Below are 14,903 nucleotides of genomic sequence, written 5' to 3' on the forward strand. Positions count from 1 at the left end.
CCCGGCGGGTGGCTGCCACCCGGTGGGAGGCTGGCCGGCCGGCGTTTGCCCAGCGGGCGCTTGGCCACCGGAGGGCTGACCACCGGAGGGCTGACCACCGGCGGGCTGGCCTGGGTACCAACCGGCGGGCGGCTGACCCGTGGGCGGTTGCCCGGCGGGTGGCTGCCACCCGGTGGGAGGCTGGCCGGGCTGCCAGCCGGGCGGGACCCAGCCGGGGGGCGGGGCGCCCCAGCCGGCATTCGGGGTTCCCCCGGGCTGTTGATCACCCGATGCCTGACCGGAACCGGTCTGGCCCGCGCCGCCCTGGCCCGCGCCGCCCTGGCCTGGGGTGGGCTGGCCTGGGGTGGGCTGGGCAGCGGTGGGCTGGGCAGCGGTGGGCTGGGCGGCCGCGGGGGGTTCCTCGGCCGGGGGTGGGCCGTCGGGTGGGGTCTGGTCCGCCGGGATCGCGGTGCCCAGCCAGCCCTCGCCGTCCCACCAGCGCTGGGTGGACGGGTCGGCCGGGTCCTTGTACCAACCGGCGGGGAGGGAGCTCATGGCGCAACCTTTATCACGACTGTCCCCGTGGCCTTGGCGTTCAAGGGCTGCATCGGGCCGTGGAGCGGGGGCGGCGGTCTGTGGAAGGCTGCGGTCACCCGAACAGTGTTACAGGTTCCCGCGCAGCTCCTGCTCCCGCTCGATGGCCTCGAACAGGGCTTTGAAATTTCCCTTGCCGAAGCCCAGTGACCCGTGTCGCTCGATCAGCTCGAAGAATACCGTCGGGCGGTCCTGGACCGGCCTGGTGAAGATCTGCAGGAGGTAGCCGTCCTCGTCGCGGTCGACCAGGATCGAGCGGGACTTCAGCTCCTCGATCGGGACCCTGACCTCGCCGATCCGGGCCCTGAGCTCCGGGTCGTCGTAGTACGAGTCCGGGGTGTCGAGGAATTCCAGGCCGGCCGCGCGCATGGCGTCGACGCTGGCCAGGATGTCGTTGGTGGCCACGGCCACGTGCTGGGCGCCGGGGCCGCCGTAGAACTCGAGGTATTCGTCGATCTGGGATTTGCGCTGGGAGACGGCCGGCTCGTTGAGCGGGAATTTCACCTTACGGGTGCCGTCGGCGACGACCTTGCTCATCAGCGCCGAGTAGTCCGTGGCGATGTCGTCGCCGATGAACTCGGCCATGTTGGTGAATCCCATCACACGGCCGTAGAACTCGACCCATTCGTCCATCCGGCCGAGTTCGACGTTGCCGACGACGTGGTCGACCGTCTGGAAGTAGCGCTTGGGCTGCAGGCCGGCCTCGATGGCGGGCTGCCGGTCGACGATCGGGCCGCGGGTGACGAAGCCGGGCAGGAACGGGCCGTCGTATCCAGAGCGGTCGATCAGCGTGTGCAGGGTGTCGCCGTACGTGGCAATGGCCGCGATCCGGACCGTACCGTGCTCATCTTTGAGGTCGTGGGGTTCGGTGACACCGCGGGCGCCGGCTGCGATCGCGTGCGCGTAGGCCCGGTCGACGTCCGGCACGGCCAGGGCGATGTCGCGGATCCCGTCGCCGTGTTTGACCACGTGCTCGCTGCCGGGGGCGCCGGCGTGCACCGCGCCGGTGATCAGGAATCGGGCCGAGCCGCTGACCAGGACGTATTCGGCGTGGTCGCGGTATCCGTGCTCGGGGCCGCGGTAGGCCACGCAGGTCATCCCGAACGCCGTCGAGTAGTAGTGGGCGGCCTGCTTGGCGTTGCCCACGAGGAACTGGAGGTGGTCGACGCCCTTGACGGGGAAGACGTCGGGAGTTGTCTGCGTCATTCCAGGATGGTTGACCCAGGTCACAGCGTTGGGCAACAGTCCGAATTTCGGCTGATCAGTATGCGCATTCGGTAGAGTCCCGGAGCACTATGGCTGTACAGGATGTCCATCTCGACGAGCTCGACGGCCGGCTGCTGACCCTGCTCGCCGACGAGCCCCGGATCGGCGTACTCGAAATGTCGCGGCGTCTCGCGGTCGCCCGCGGGACCGTGCAGGCCCGGCTGGACAAATTGCTCGCCCGCGGAGCGATCCGGGGGTTCGGCCCGGAGGTCTCGCCCGCGGTCATCGGCTTCGGGGTGCTGAGCTTCGTGACCCTGGAGATCTCCCAGCGGTACGGCCACGCGGCGGTCACCGCGCATCTCGCCGACATCCCCGAGGTGCTCGAGGCGCACACGATCACCGGCAGCGGCGACCTGATGTGCCGGGTGGTGGCCCGCTCCAACCCCGACCTGCAGCGGGTGATCGACCACATCGTCGGCTATCCGGGCATCGTCCGCGCCTCCACGATCGTGGCTCTCGCCGAGCAGATCCCGTACCGGACGATGCCCCTGGTCAGGGCGGCGAGCGGGGCATAAGAGATCAACACGCTCTAATCGGGCTGATTCCCTCGCCGTGCCGATCTCGTTACCGTGTCCGCGTGGCTGGGGGTCCGAGTGCGAAGACGTGGGGCCTGATCGGCGTCGTGACCGTCGTCGTGCTGGCCACCACCGGTGTGTGGAATCCCTGGCCGAACGTCTGGTCCTGGATCACCGAGAGCGATCCGATCGCCCCGGACGCGGCCACCTGGCAGACCCCGATCGGCGGCTCCCCGCAGAGCGTCACGATCACCGGCGGGACGGTCGTGGTCGAGTACCGCACGTCCGTGGAGGCGTACGGCATCACCGCCGGGGTGCAGCTCTGGAAGTCCGACGCCGACTGGGCCGGGGTGGCCGGTGGTGACGGCGACGCGGTGGTGGTGACCGGGCGGCTGCTGACCAAGGGTTACGAGGTGCTCGACCCGGCCACCGGCGTGGTCCGGCGCCGGGACACCGCGGCGACGGCGGTCTGGACGTACGCGGACGCGATCCTCGACCTGCGCTGCCCGAAGGGGGGCGAATGCGAGCTCAGCGCGTGGGAGCCGCACGGCAGCAAGCCGATGTGGATCGTGCCCACGCCCGGCATCGGTTTCGTGCTGAACGCCTCGAACCCGGACCTGCCGGACACCCAGCCGCTCGCCGCCGCCGGGGTCGACGCGCACGCGGCCGGCCCGCGGGCGCTGCCGAACCTGATCGGGCTGCCCGGCGACGGCAAGGTCCAGATCGTCGACACCGCCCAGGGCCGGGTGGTGCAGACCCGGACCCCGGCCCGGGACCAGCGGGTCTCGGTGGTCGGCAGCCGGGTGCTCACGGTGACCGGGGTGGCCCGCGACGGCACCTGCTATTACAGCGTGGTCGCCCACGACCCGCCGAGCGGGCGGGCGGTGTGGGAGCGCGACGGGCTCAATCTGCGGACCGCCGACAACGGCTCTGACTGCGCCCAGGAACGGGACCCGGTCGGTGGCTCCGACGTGGTGCTGGGCGTCGATCCGTACGGGCGGCCCGAGCTGATCGCCGCCCATGACGGCCGCGATCTGTGGCACGGCGACGACGGGCAGGCCGTGCTGGCGGTGAACAATTCCTACGCGCTGATCCGCAGTGTGGACCGCAAGACGCTCACCTCCCGGTCCTTCAGCCGGGGCAGGACGGCGTGGAAGCGCGGGCTCAAGGACGGGGCGTCGGCCGCGCTCACGCCGTACGCGGCCCTCGTGGCCGACCCGGAACCGGCCCGCGTCACCGCGCTCAGCCCGCGCACCGGAGAGGTTCTGACCGAGGCGAAGACGGACGCGAAGGTCTTCGCGGCCGGCCCGCAGGGGTTGATCCTGGTGTCCGGCCGGGACATGGCATACCTCGCATACCGGACGGCAACCGCCAGATGACCCGAGCTGGTTCGCGGCGACGGCGGGTGCTGGCCTAGGCTTTCCGGTCATGAGCAGAGCCGCCGCTTTCTCGTACTCGCCACTGTTGCCCACGGGCGACGACACCACCGAGTACCGACTGCTCGCGGACGAGGGCGTGGACGTCGTCGAGGGGCCCGGAGGCCGGCGGTTCCTGACCGTCGAGCCCGAGCTGCTGACGCTGCTGACCGCCGAGGCCATGCACGACATCGCGCACTTCCTGCGCCCCGCCCACCTCGCCCAGCTGCGGTCCATCATCGACGACCCCAAAGCCTCGCCCAACGACCGGTTCGTGGCGCTCGACCTGCTGCGCAACGCCAACATCGCGGCCGGTGGCGTGCTGCCGATGTGCCAGGACACCGGCACCGCGATCGTCATGGGCAAACGCGGACGGCACGTGCTGACCGACGGTACGGACGAGGAGGCCATCGCCCGTGGCGTCTACGAGGCCTACACCCGGCTGAACCTGCGGTATTCGCAGCTCGCACCGCTCACCATGTGGGACGAGCGGAACACCGGCTCCAACCTGCCGGCCCAGATCGAGCTGTTCGCCGAGGACCCGGGCGGGCAACCCGACGCGTACAAATTCCTGTTCATGGCCAAGGGCGGCGGCTCGGCCAACAAGTCGTACCTCTACCAGGAGACCAAGGCGCTGCTGAACCCGGCGCGGATGATGGAGTTCCTGGACGAGAAGCTGCGGCTGATCGGCACGTCCGCCTGCCCGCCGTACCACCTGGCCGTGGTCATCGGCGGCACCAGCGGCGAGCACGCGCTCAAGACCGCGAAGCTGGCCTCCGCGAAATACCTCGACAACCTGCCCCGCAGCGGCTCGATGACCGGCCACGGCTTCCGCGACGTCGAGCTGGAGGCGGCGGTCCTCGAGCTGACCCGCGACTTCGGCATCGGCGCCCAGTTCGGCGGCCGCTACTTCTGCCACGACGTCCGCGTCATCCGCCTCCCCCGGCACGGCGCGTCCTGCCCGGTGGCGATCGCGGTGTCCTGCTCCGCCGACCGTCAGGCGCTGGCCAAGATCACGCCGTCCGGGGTCTGGCTGGAGCGCCTCGAACCCGACCCGGCCCGCTTCCTGCCCGACGTCACCGACGAGGGCCTGGAGACCGACGAGGTGGTCCGGGTCGACCTGCGCCGCCCGATGGACGAGATCCGCGCGGAGCTGTCGAAATACCCGGTCAAGACCCGCCTCTCACTCACCGGCCCGCTGGTCGTGGCCCGCGACATCGCCCACGCCAAGATCGCCGAACGCCTCGACGCCGGCGAGCCCATGCCGCAGTACCTCCGCGACCACGCGGTCTACTACGCGGGCCCGGCCAAGACCCCCGAGGGCTACGCCTCCGGCTCGTTCGGCCCGACCACCGCCGGCCGGATGGACGCGTACGTGGAGAAGTTCCAGGCCGCGGGCGGCTCCCTGGTCATGCTGGCCAAGGGCAACCGCTCCCAGCAGGTGACCGACGCCTGTCGCTCGCACGGAGGCTTCTACCTAGGCTCCATCGGCGGCCCGGCGGCCCGTCTCGCCCAGGACTGCATCCGTCACGTCGAGGTGCTGGAATACCCCGAGCTGGGCATGGAAGCGGTCTGGCGCATCGAGGTCGAGGACTTCCCCGCCTTCATCGTCGTCGACGACAAGGGCGACGACTTCTTCGCCGAGGTCACCAAACCCGTCCTGAGCATCGGCCGGCGCTGACGGGAAGATTTAAGCGACAAGTCCCTCGGTCAGGAAATCCGAAAACAGGCTGCGGTCCGAGCTGTGGAAGTAATGACCGTGTGTTTTCATCACGGTCTCGATGCTGTCCGCGCCCACCAGGACAATCTCGAACTTGTCCAGTTTGCCCCGGTGTCGGGCCTCAGCGTCACCATACGCCGCCGTTGCGGTGTTACTGTCGGTGAACTCTTCCTGGTCGATGAGTCTGCCCTCATCGAAGCTGTATACAAGCAGGAAGTAGACAGTGTGCTGTTGCCTGTCCATCTGGGTCCTCCCTGTTAGCTGGCGTAGTACCCGGCTTCGATGACGGCCCTGCGCGCGAGGTTGAAGCGCTCGGCCAGCGCGGCTGGAACCTCCCTACCATACTCGCGCAAAAAGATCAGCTCGCCGGTAGCGGAGAAGTACTCCATCATCTCGGGCGGCCCCGTTCCGTCCTTGAGGGTCAAACCGAGCCGCGCGTCCGCGGCTTCCACGGCGTCGGCCCACTGCTGTTGACCGCGCGTGCGAAGTTGCACCTCGATCGCGCGGCCATCCCGCTCCACGACGAGGTGCACGGCGCGATAGCCGATATCCTTCGGGAAGGCGATGTAGTCCCGAGGGTCACGAGTCAACTGCGTACGCCAGTTCCGCATGACGCGGTTACGGACGCGTTCCAACTCCGGGCCGTCGGCGAGAACCGTTCGGACGCCACCCACGTCCTCCAGGCTGGCTAAGGGCATATTGGGCATGCGGTGAAGCTTGCGAATTATTCGGGGGATGCGCTTCAGCCGCTGAGTGACGGCCTCGTCCGCATTCTCCGTTCGCACCATGCTGGTCAAGCCCTGCCGAATTTTGAGCATGGGGTATGCATGTGCAGCGCGAAAAAGGCCGATCACCTCAATGGCGTGATCGATCGCCGTCTCGTCGATGCCTTCCAAGTCTTCGTAGGCGACACGCTTGAGCAGCTTGCCGCACTTGTTCACTTGGCTCTTGGTCGGAGGTTTCGGAGAGAGCGAGGACATGTATACCTCAGGACAGATGAGAGGAGCGCCGATTGATGGGGTGTCAACAATATCGGGCCGCAACACTCAAATACTGCCATAGAGGCGCTCTGACGGATTTATGACAAATTAGGTGCGCAGAAGTTACGGCGAGCCTGGTCAGTCACCAATTATGGAATGCAGTTTTTCCTCGGCGGTCAGCATTCAATCTGAGGCCAATGCTTCTCAGCTGCGGGAGGCGCAGTAGCCGGCTACCGGGTTGAGCCAGTCGGCGGTCTTGGCCTGGAGGACCTTGTCGAAGTCCTTGGTCGTCTTGATCTTGTCGAAGAGGGCGCTGTCGGCGGCGCTCTTGCTGAACTTGGTGGCGGAGACGGCGCCGGCCTCTTTCAGCTCGGGGTCCTCGGCGGCGGCGGTTTCCTTGCGGATGCCGGCGGCGGTGTCCTTGAGCTCCTTGCCGGCGGCCTTCTCGGCGGTCGCGGCGTCCTTGGCGCTGTCGTCGGCCTTGGATTCCTTGTACGCGATCATGCGGCCGATCTGCGCACCGAAGTCCTCGATGCCGTCGTTGTAGATCTTCTCGACGTTGCCGCAGACCTTCTTGCTGTTGGCCGCGTAGTTCGGGGCCGGGCTGGTCGTGGCGGCCGCCGAGGTCGGGACCACGATCCGGGGAGTGTCGGCGGCGGTGTCCGCGTCGCCGCTGCTGCAGGCCGTCCCGCTGAGGAGCAGGCCACCGAGGGTCGCGGCGATCAGGGCGCGTCGCATGAGAGATCCTCTTCGTCGGGGAAGTCCTGAAACCTCGCCGACCATACGTCCGTGGCCGGGTGGCGTCCAACCAGCGTGACAGCGATCAGCTCGTCCACCACGCCGTGGACGAGCTGAACACCCCCCGTTACGGCCGCTCCGCGCCGCGGGTGCGTGTCCCTGATGCGGCAACGGAACGGCCTGGTGAAAGAGCTTGCCCGCGGGCGCTCTCACGTCTCTGTCGAGCCGCTGTCACCGGCTATCGTCGACGGCACCACCGGCCGTACACGGAAGCGGGTTAGTTGGTGCTCTTCGGCGTTCTGGGACCGCTCACCGTGCGCGTTCAGGGGCGTGAACTGGCGATAAGTGCGGGTAGGGACCGAATCGTGCTCGCGATACTGCTGCTGCACGCCGGCCGGATCGTGGGCGTGGAGGAGCTGGTCGACGCGGTGTGGGAGCACAGTCCGCCGGCCACCGCCCGGGGTCAGCTGCAGACCTGTGTCTCCCGGCTGCGCCGGCAGCTGCCTCCCGGCGTGATCCGGACCGATCCGGCCGGTTACCGGCTGGTGATCGGGCCGGAGGAACTGGACGCGGAGACCTTCACCCGGTTGAGCGACCGGGCCCGGTTCGCGGGCGTCGCACCGGAGGACGGCGCGAAGCTGTTCCGGGAGGCGCTGGCGCTGTGGCGGGGCCCGGCGCTGTCCGGGATCGAGACCGCCGCGGTCCGCCGGCTCGCCGCGGTGCTCGACGAGCGGCGCGGGGCGGCCGCCGAGGACTGGATCGATCTCGAGCTGGCGGCGGGCCACGAACGCGAGATCGTCGCCGAGCTGACCGGCCTGGTCGAGCGGTATCCGCTGCGGGAACGGCTCCGGGGGCAGCTCATGCTCACCCTGCACCGGTTGCACCGGCCGGCCGACGCGCTGGCCGAGTTCAGGCGGGCCCGGCGGCTGCTGGGTGGGGAACTCGGCATGGAACCCGGTCCGGAGCTGCAGGATCTGCACCGGCGCATCCTGACCGGGGAGGTGGCCGCGCCCATGGTCTTGGCCGGCCCGCTGCCGCCGGTCCGGAATTTGCCGCGGGCGGTCGGTGACTTCACCGGTCGCGAGGAGGCGGTACAACGGCTGGTGCGGGCGGCCGCGACGACGACCGTGCTGAGTATCGACGGGATGGCGGGCAGCGGTAAGACGACGTTGGCTCTGCGGGTGGCGGAGCTGCTCGGGGATGCGTACCCGGATGCTCAGCTTTTTCTTGATCTTCAGGGTCACAGCGAGGGTGAGCCGTTGGAGCCGGGGGTGGCGCTGTTGTCGTTGCTGCGGCAGCTCGGCGTGGAGGCAGACCGGATCCCGGCGGGTCTGGAGGACCGGGCCGGGATGTGGCGGTCCGAGCTCACCGGGCGCCGCGCCCTGATCATTCTGGACAACGCCGCGTCCAGTGCCCAGGTGCGCCGGCTGCTGCCCGCCTCGCCGACAGCTCGCACGCTGGTCACCAGCCGACGGCGGCTGGCCGGGCTGGACGGCGGGCATCCCGAATCGCTGCCGATGCTCGCGGAGTCCGAGGCGGTCGCCCTGCTCGGCCGGATCGCCGGTGAGCGGGTGGCTGCGGAGCCGGATGCCGCGCTCGAGCTGGTGCGGCGGTGTGGTTGCCTGCCGTTGGCCATCCGGTTGGCGGGGGCGCGGTTGGCGCATCGTCCGCGGTGGGCGGTGGCTGATCTGGTGCGGCGGTTGGGGGAGTCCGCGCTGCCGGAGCTGGCGGCCGAGGACCGTACGGTGGCGAGCGCGTTCGCCCTGTCGTACGGGCAGCTGCCGGCCCCAGCCCAGCGGCTGTTCCGGCTGCTCGGCATGTATCCGGCGGAACGCTTCCGGGCGGTGTCGGTGGCCGCGCTCGCCGGGATGTCGCCGGCGCGGGCGCAGGACGTGCTGGACGATCTGGTCGACGTGCACCTCGTCGAGGAGCCGGATCCCGACCGCTACCGCCTGCACGACCTGGTCCGGCAGTACGCCGGGATGCTCGCCGACGCGCTGCCCGGGCCGGAACGCCGGTCCGCGCTGGCCGGCCTGGTGGACTTCTACCTGTACGTCGGAGCGACGCTGAACGGTTCGTGGATGACCGAGGGCGCGGGGCGCGACTTCCCCACCGGCACGCCCGCACGCCCGGACCTGGTGGCGATCGCGGTCGCCGAGCCCGGCTGGCTGGAGGAACAGCGCCCGGCGCTGAGCGGGGTGATCCAGGCCGCCGACGCGATCGGGGCGACCGAAGCGGCCTGGTTGCTGGCCCGGGTCAACTGGAACTTCCTTTTCTACCGCAGCTACTTCGACGACCTCATCGCGGTCATGCGGCTGGCGCTGGACGTGGCGCGGCGGGCCGGTGACGGCCGTGGGGTCGCCCTGATCAGCAACTATCTCGCCTCCGGCCTGTACCGCACCGGTCAGCACGACGAGGCCCTGGTCCTGATCCGGGTCATGCTCGATTACCACGTCCGGACCGGGGACGTGGCCGCCGCGGCCCGGGCCCGGTCGAACTACGCCGGGGTGCTGTACCGGCTGGGGCGTCCGCACGAGGCCCTGGAGTACGTGCGGCAGTCGCTGCGGGACTGGCGGCGGCTCGGCTTCCCGCGGGCGATCGCCGGCCGGCACACCGAACTGGCCGGGTATCTGATCGAGATCGGCCAGCACGAGCTGGCCCTGCGGCACGCCCGGCTGGGCCTGCAGACCGCACTGGAGTCGGACTACGAGCTGATCGTCGCCTACTGCCTCAAGGACGTCGGCGAGGCCCAGACCCATCTCGGACGGTTCGCCGTCGCGGAACGCCTGCTCGTCGCCGCGCACCGGATGATCCGCCGGATGGAGGTCCGGGCGAGCGAGATCGACCTGCTGCGGATCAGGGGCCTCCTCGAGGCCCGGCGAGGGCGGCCCGGCCCCGCCGTGGAGTGGTATCTGTCGGCGCTGGGCATGGCCCGGGAGTACGGCCAGGAACCGGCGGTCGCGGTGGTCTCCAACGAGCTCGGGGTGGTGCTGCTGGAGATGGGGGACGTCCCGGGCGCGGCCGAGCTGCACCGGCAGGCGCTCGCCATAGCCCGGCGCACCGGGCATCTCATCGAGGAGGGGCGGGCGCTGAGCGGTCTCGCCGCCTGCGTCGCGTGGGCGGACCCGGTCACCGCCCGGCGGCACCGGCGGCAGGCTGAGGCGATCTTCCAGCGGATCGGGGTGCCGGAGCGGCCGCTCCGCTCCGCTGGGGCGTGAGGGGTTCACAGGAGCGGAACGGCCGAGCCCAGTGTGCGCGGGTGCGCTCTCGATCCGCTGTCGAGCCGCTCTCGCCGAAGAACCGAGCAATGTAGAGGAAGATGTACGTGGTAGAGGTACGGTTCGGCATCCTGGGCCCGCTCGTGGTGACCGAGAACGGGCACGAGGTGGCGATCAGTGCCGGCCGGGACCGGATCGTGCTGGCCATGTTGCTGCTGCACGCCGGCCGGGTCGTCGGCGCTGACGAGCTGGTCGACGCGATGTGGGAGAACGATCCGCCGGCGACCGCCCGGGGCCAGCTGCAGACCTGTGTGTCGCGGCTGCGCCGGTTGCTGGCGCCGGGCACGATCCGGACCGACCCCGCGGGGTACGCCGTGGTGGCCGGCGACGGCGACCTCGACGCGGCGGTCTTCGCCCGGCTGACCGCCCGGGCCCGGGAGCCGGCCGTGCCACCGGACCAGGCGACGAAGCTGTTCCGGGAGGCGCTCGGGATCTGGCGGGGGGCCGCGCTGGCCGGTCTGGACGCCCCGGGGATCCGGCGGGCCGCGACCGTCCTGGACGAGCAGTACACCACCGCGGTCGAGGAGTGGATCGACCTCGAACTGGACGCGGGCCACGAGCGGGAGATCGTCGCCGACGTCGCCGGCCTGGTCGAGAGCCATCCGTTGCGCGAGCGCCTGCGGGTGCAGCTGATGCTCGTGCTGTACCGGGTCGGCCGCCGGGCCGACGCGCTGGCCGAGTACGCCCGCGCCCGTGAGCTGCTCCGTGACGAGCTCGGCATCGACCCCGGCTCCGAGCTGCAGGACCTGCACCGGCGGATCCTCACCGGCGAGGTCACCCCGGCCGGCCCGGCCCGCTCGCCGGTCCGGCGCCTGCCCCGCTCGGTCGGCGACTTCACCGGCCGCGACGAGGTGGTCGCCCGGCTGCTCGGCGCGGCCGCGACGACGACCGTGCTGAGTATCGACGGGATGGCGGGCAGCGGTAAGACGACGCTGGCTCTGCGGGTGGCGGAACTTGTCGGGGACGCGTACCCGGATGCGCAGCTCTTTCTTGATCTTCAGGGTCACAGCGAGGGTGAGCCGTTGGAGCCCGGAGTGGCGCTGGTGTCGCTGTTGCGGCAGTTGGGGGTGGAGGCGGATCGGATCCCCGCTGATCTGGAGGACCGGGCCGGGATGTGGCGGTCCGAGCTCGCCGACCGGCGCGCGCTGGTGGTGCTGGACAACGCCGCGTCGAGTGCCCAGGTGCGCCGGCTGCTGCCGGCTTCCCCCACCAACCTCTGCGTGGTCACCAGCCGGCGCCGGCTGGCCGGCCTCGACGGCGGTCACCTGGAGTCGCTGGAGGTGCTGGACGAGCCGGAGGCGGTGGCGTTGCTCGGCCGGATCGTCGGTGCGCGGGTGGCGGCCGAGCCCGTGGCCGCCCTCGACCTGGTCCGGCGATGCGGCTGCCTGCCACTGGCCGTCCGGTTGGCCGGTGCCCGGCTGGCGCACCGGCCCCGGTGGGCGGTGGCCGACCTGGTCCAGCGACTGGGGGAATCGGCGCTGCCGGCGCTGGCGGCGGAGGACCGCACGGTGGCGAACGCGTTCGCGCTGTCCTACGGCCAGCTCCCCGAGGCGGCGCAACGCCTGTTCCGGCTCCTGGGGTTGTTCCCGGGCGAGCGTTTCCGGGACGTCCCGGTGGCCGCGCTGACCGGCCTGCCGCTGGCGGACGCCCGGGACATCATCGACGAGCTGGTCGACGTGCACCTCGTCGAGGAGCCCGATCCTGGCCGCTACCGCCTGCACGACCTGGTCCGGCAGTATGCCGTCACACTCGCGGACGGCGTGCCCGAGATGGAGCGCCGGACCGCGGTCGCCGCCCTGGTGGATCTGTACGTGCACGTCGCCAGCGCGCTGAACATCGGCCGGGAGGCGGCCGGCACCGCGGTGGACGACTTCCCGCGGGGCTCCGCGCTGCGTCCGGACCTGGTCGCGGCCGCGGTGGCCGAACCGGCGTGGCTGGAGGAACAGCGACCCGACCTCGTCGCGCTGGTCCGGCTCGCGGCCGCCCACCGCGGTCCGGGGCAGGCGTGGCTCATGGCCCGGGTCAATTGGCGCTATCTCTACGACAGCAGCTATCTCGACGACGTCGAGGCCGTGATGACCGCGGGGCTGACGGCCGCCGAGGAGGCCGGCGACGAGCAGGGTGTGGCCCTGATGAACAACTACCTCGCGTCGGCGCTGTACCGCGGTGGCCGTACCGCCGAGGCCCTGGAATGTATGTCGATCATGCTGCGCCATCAGGAGCGGATCGGGAACCGGGAAGGCGTCGCCCGGGCCCGGGCGAACTATGCCGGTGTGCTGAACCGGCTCGGCCGCACGGGGGAGAGCCTGCACCATGCCGAGCTCGCCCGCCGGGACTGGCGGCTGCTCGGGATGAACCTGGCGGTGGCACGTTCGCACACCGAGTCGGGTCTGTTCCTGATCGGTCTCGGCCGGTACGAAGAGGCCACCCGGATGAACCGGATCGCTCTGCAGTCCGCGGTGGAGCTGCGATTCCCGCAACTCGTCCTCAGCATCCTGCAGCAGCTCGGCGAGATCCGGGTGCACCTGGGCCGGTTCGACATGGCCGAGCGGCTGCTCCGGGCGTCGCAGACGATGTTGCGCAGGTTCGGGCCGGCGTACCGGGAGATCGAGTTCCGGCGGGCCATGGGTCTGCTGGAGAACCGGCGCGGGCAGCACGAGAAGGCGGTCGAGTGGTACCTCTCGGCCATCGATCTCTCCCGCCGGTTCGGACAGGTGCCGGCCACGGTGCTGGCCTCCAACGAACTCGGCGCGGTCCTGTTCTCGATGGGGAATCTCGACGGTGCCGTCGCGCTGTATCGCCGCGCCCTCGAACTGGCCCAGCAGACGGGTTACGCGGTGGAGAAGGCCCGGGCGCTTCGTGGCCTGGGCATCTGCCTGCTGGACGCGGACCCGCTCGCCGCCGGCCGCTACCGGCGGCAGGCGGAGGTGATCTTCGAGCAGCTGGAAAGTGGCATGGATCAACTGCAGGCCGTCCAGGACGGGGGCAGGATGGAAGCGTGACGACGACTGACGAGAACGGCTCTTTCCGGATCGAGCGGGACACCATGGGTGAGGTCCGGGTGCCGGCCGATGCCCTGTGGCGGGCGCAGACGCAGCGGGCGGTGCAGAACTTCCCGATCTCCGGGCGGGGGCTGGAGTCCTCGCACATCCGGGCGCTGGCCCGGATCAAGGGTGCGGCCGCGCAGGTCAACGCGGATCTCGGCGTCCTCGACGAGGATCTCGCCAAGGCGATCGTGACCGCGGCGGCCCAGGTCGCGGACGGCGGGCACGACGACCAGTTCCCGATCGACGTGTTCCAGACCGGGTCGGGCACGTCGTCGAACATGAACGCCAACGAGGTCATCGCGACGCTCGCGACCAGCGGGCTGGGCCGGCCGGTGCACCCGAACGACCACGTCAACGCGTCGCAGTCGAGCAACGACGTGTTCCCCTCGTCGATCCACCTGGCCGCGACCGAGGCGGTCACCAACGATCTGATCCCGGCGCTCGAACACCTGGCGGGCACGCTGGGCGCTAAGGCCACCGCCTGGTCGGCGGTGGTCAAATCCGGCCGCACGCACCTCATGGACGCGACGCCGGTCACCCTGGGCCAGGAATTCTCCGGGTACGAGGCCCAGGTGCGCTACGGCGTCGAACGGCTCGGTGCCACCCTGCCCCGCCTCGGCGAACTGCCGCTGGGTGGCACCGCGGTGGGCACCGGGGTCAACACGCCGCCCGGGTTCGCCCCGGCCGTCATCGAACGGCTCCGGGAGGCGACCGGCCTGCCGCTGAGCGAGGCCCGCAACCACTTCGAGGCGCAGGGGGCGCGCGACGCCCTGGTCGAGGCGTCCGGGCAGCTGCGCGTCGTCGCGGTCGGCCTGTACAAGATCGTCAACGACATCCGCTGGATGGGTTCCGGGCCCCGGGCCGGCCTGCGCGAGCTGCGCCTGCCCGACCTGCAGCCGGGCTCGTCGATCATGCCGGGCAAGGTGAACCCGGTGGTGCCCGAGTCGGTGCGTCAGGTCGCCGCCCAGGTCATCGGCAACGACGCGGCAGTGGCGTTCGCCGGCACCCAGGGCGACTTCGAGCTCAACGTGATGCTGCCGGTGATGGCCCGCAACGTGCTCGAGTCGATCAAGCTGCTGGCGAACGCGGCCCGGATGCTCGCCGACCGCTGCATCACCGGGCTGGAGGTCAACGAGGAGGTCGTCCGGGCGTACGCGGAGGGCTCGCCGTCGATCGTCACCCCGCTCAACCGCGTCCTCGGTTACGACGAGGCGGCCGCGATCGCCAAACAGGCGCTGAAGGAAGACAAGACCATCCGGGCGGTAGTCATCGAACGGGGACATGTCGCCAACGGCACTTTGACCGAAGATCAGCTGGATTCGGCGCTTGATGTCCTCCGGATGACGCGCCCCTGAACAAACTGCCGCACAC

At 70.4% G+C, this 14,903-nt stretch carries 10 protein-coding genes; 6 read left to right on the forward strand and 4 right to left on the reverse strand.

Annotated features, from left to right (window positions below; translation table 11 throughout):
* Positions 1–642: 642 nt before the first annotated feature.
* On the reverse strand, positions 643–1,779 hold the full coding sequence (gene hppD / locus ACIA6A_RS10235; RefSeq protein WP_396097178.1) for a 4-hydroxyphenylpyruvate dioxygenase: 1,137 nt from the start codon (positions 1,777–1,779) through the stop codon (positions 643–645).
* Between the two features lie 89 nt (positions 1,780–1,868).
* Here hppD and ACIA6A_RS10240 point away from each other — a divergent pair, with 89 nt between their 5' ends.
* The 3 genes from ACIA6A_RS10240 (at position 1,869) to ACIA6A_RS10250 (ending at position 5,450) form a co-directional block, all read left to right on the forward strand.
* Entirely contained in the window at positions 1,869–2,354 is a 486-nt protein-coding gene (locus tag ACIA6A_RS10240) for an Lrp/AsnC family transcriptional regulator (RefSeq protein WP_396097179.1), read from the forward strand.
* A 62-nt stretch (positions 2,355–2,416) separates the two neighbouring features.
* Positions 2,417–3,733 (forward strand): hypothetical protein, encoded by a 1,317-nt coding sequence (locus tag ACIA6A_RS10245; protein WP_396097180.1) that lies wholly within the window; start codon positions 2,417–2,419, stop codon positions 3,731–3,733.
* Positions 3,734–3,782: 49 nt separating this feature from the next.
* Positions 3,783–5,450: a fumarate hydratase gene (locus tag ACIA6A_RS10250; protein ID WP_396097181.1), complete on the forward strand. Its 1,668-nt coding sequence runs from the start codon at positions 3,783–3,785 to the stop codon at positions 5,448–5,450.
* Positions 5,451–5,459: 9 nt separating this feature from the next.
* Here ACIA6A_RS10250 and ACIA6A_RS10255 read toward each other — a convergent pair whose 3' ends face one another.
* The 3 genes from ACIA6A_RS10255 to ACIA6A_RS10265 form a co-directional block, all read right to left on the reverse strand.
* Positions 5,460–5,732, reverse strand: coding sequence for a hypothetical protein (locus ACIA6A_RS10255; protein WP_396097183.1), 273 nt, complete (start codon positions 5,730–5,732; stop codon positions 5,460–5,462).
* Positions 5,733–5,746: 14 nt separating this feature from the next.
* Positions 5,747–6,469, reverse strand: coding sequence for a RelA/SpoT domain-containing protein (locus tag ACIA6A_RS10260; protein WP_396097185.1), 723 nt, complete (start codon positions 6,467–6,469; stop codon positions 5,747–5,749).
* Between the two features lie 204 nt (positions 6,470–6,673).
* Positions 6,674–7,207 carry a hypothetical protein gene (locus tag ACIA6A_RS10265; protein ID WP_396097186.1) on the reverse strand — a complete coding sequence of 178 codons (534 nt, stop codon included), beginning with the start codon at positions 7,205–7,207 and terminating at the stop codon, positions 6,674–6,676.
* A 365-nt stretch (positions 7,208–7,572) separates the two neighbouring features.
* Between ACIA6A_RS10265 and ACIA6A_RS10270 the strand changes: the two genes are divergently transcribed.
* From ACIA6A_RS10270 to ACIA6A_RS10280, 3 genes are all read left to right on the forward strand, one after another.
* Positions 7,573–10,425, forward strand: a complete 2,853-nt coding sequence (locus ACIA6A_RS10270; RefSeq protein WP_396097188.1) for a BTAD domain-containing putative transcriptional regulator — start codon at positions 7,573–7,575, stop codon at positions 10,423–10,425.
* A 101-nt stretch (positions 10,426–10,526) separates the two neighbouring features.
* Entirely contained in the window at positions 10,527–13,487 is a 2,961-nt protein-coding gene (locus ACIA6A_RS10275) for a BTAD domain-containing putative transcriptional regulator (RefSeq protein ID WP_396097189.1), read from the forward strand.
* Entirely contained in the window at positions 13,484–14,887 is a 1,404-nt protein-coding gene (locus ACIA6A_RS10280) for a class II fumarate hydratase (protein WP_396097190.1), read from the forward strand. Before ACIA6A_RS10275 ends, ACIA6A_RS10280 begins: the two co-directional genes overlap by 4 nt.
* Positions 14,888–14,903 lie beyond the last annotated feature (16 nt).

The organism is Actinoplanes sp. NPDC051494 (assembly GCF_044454705.1).
Lineage (GTDB): Bacteria > Actinomycetota > Actinomycetes > Mycobacteriales > Micromonosporaceae > Actinoplanes.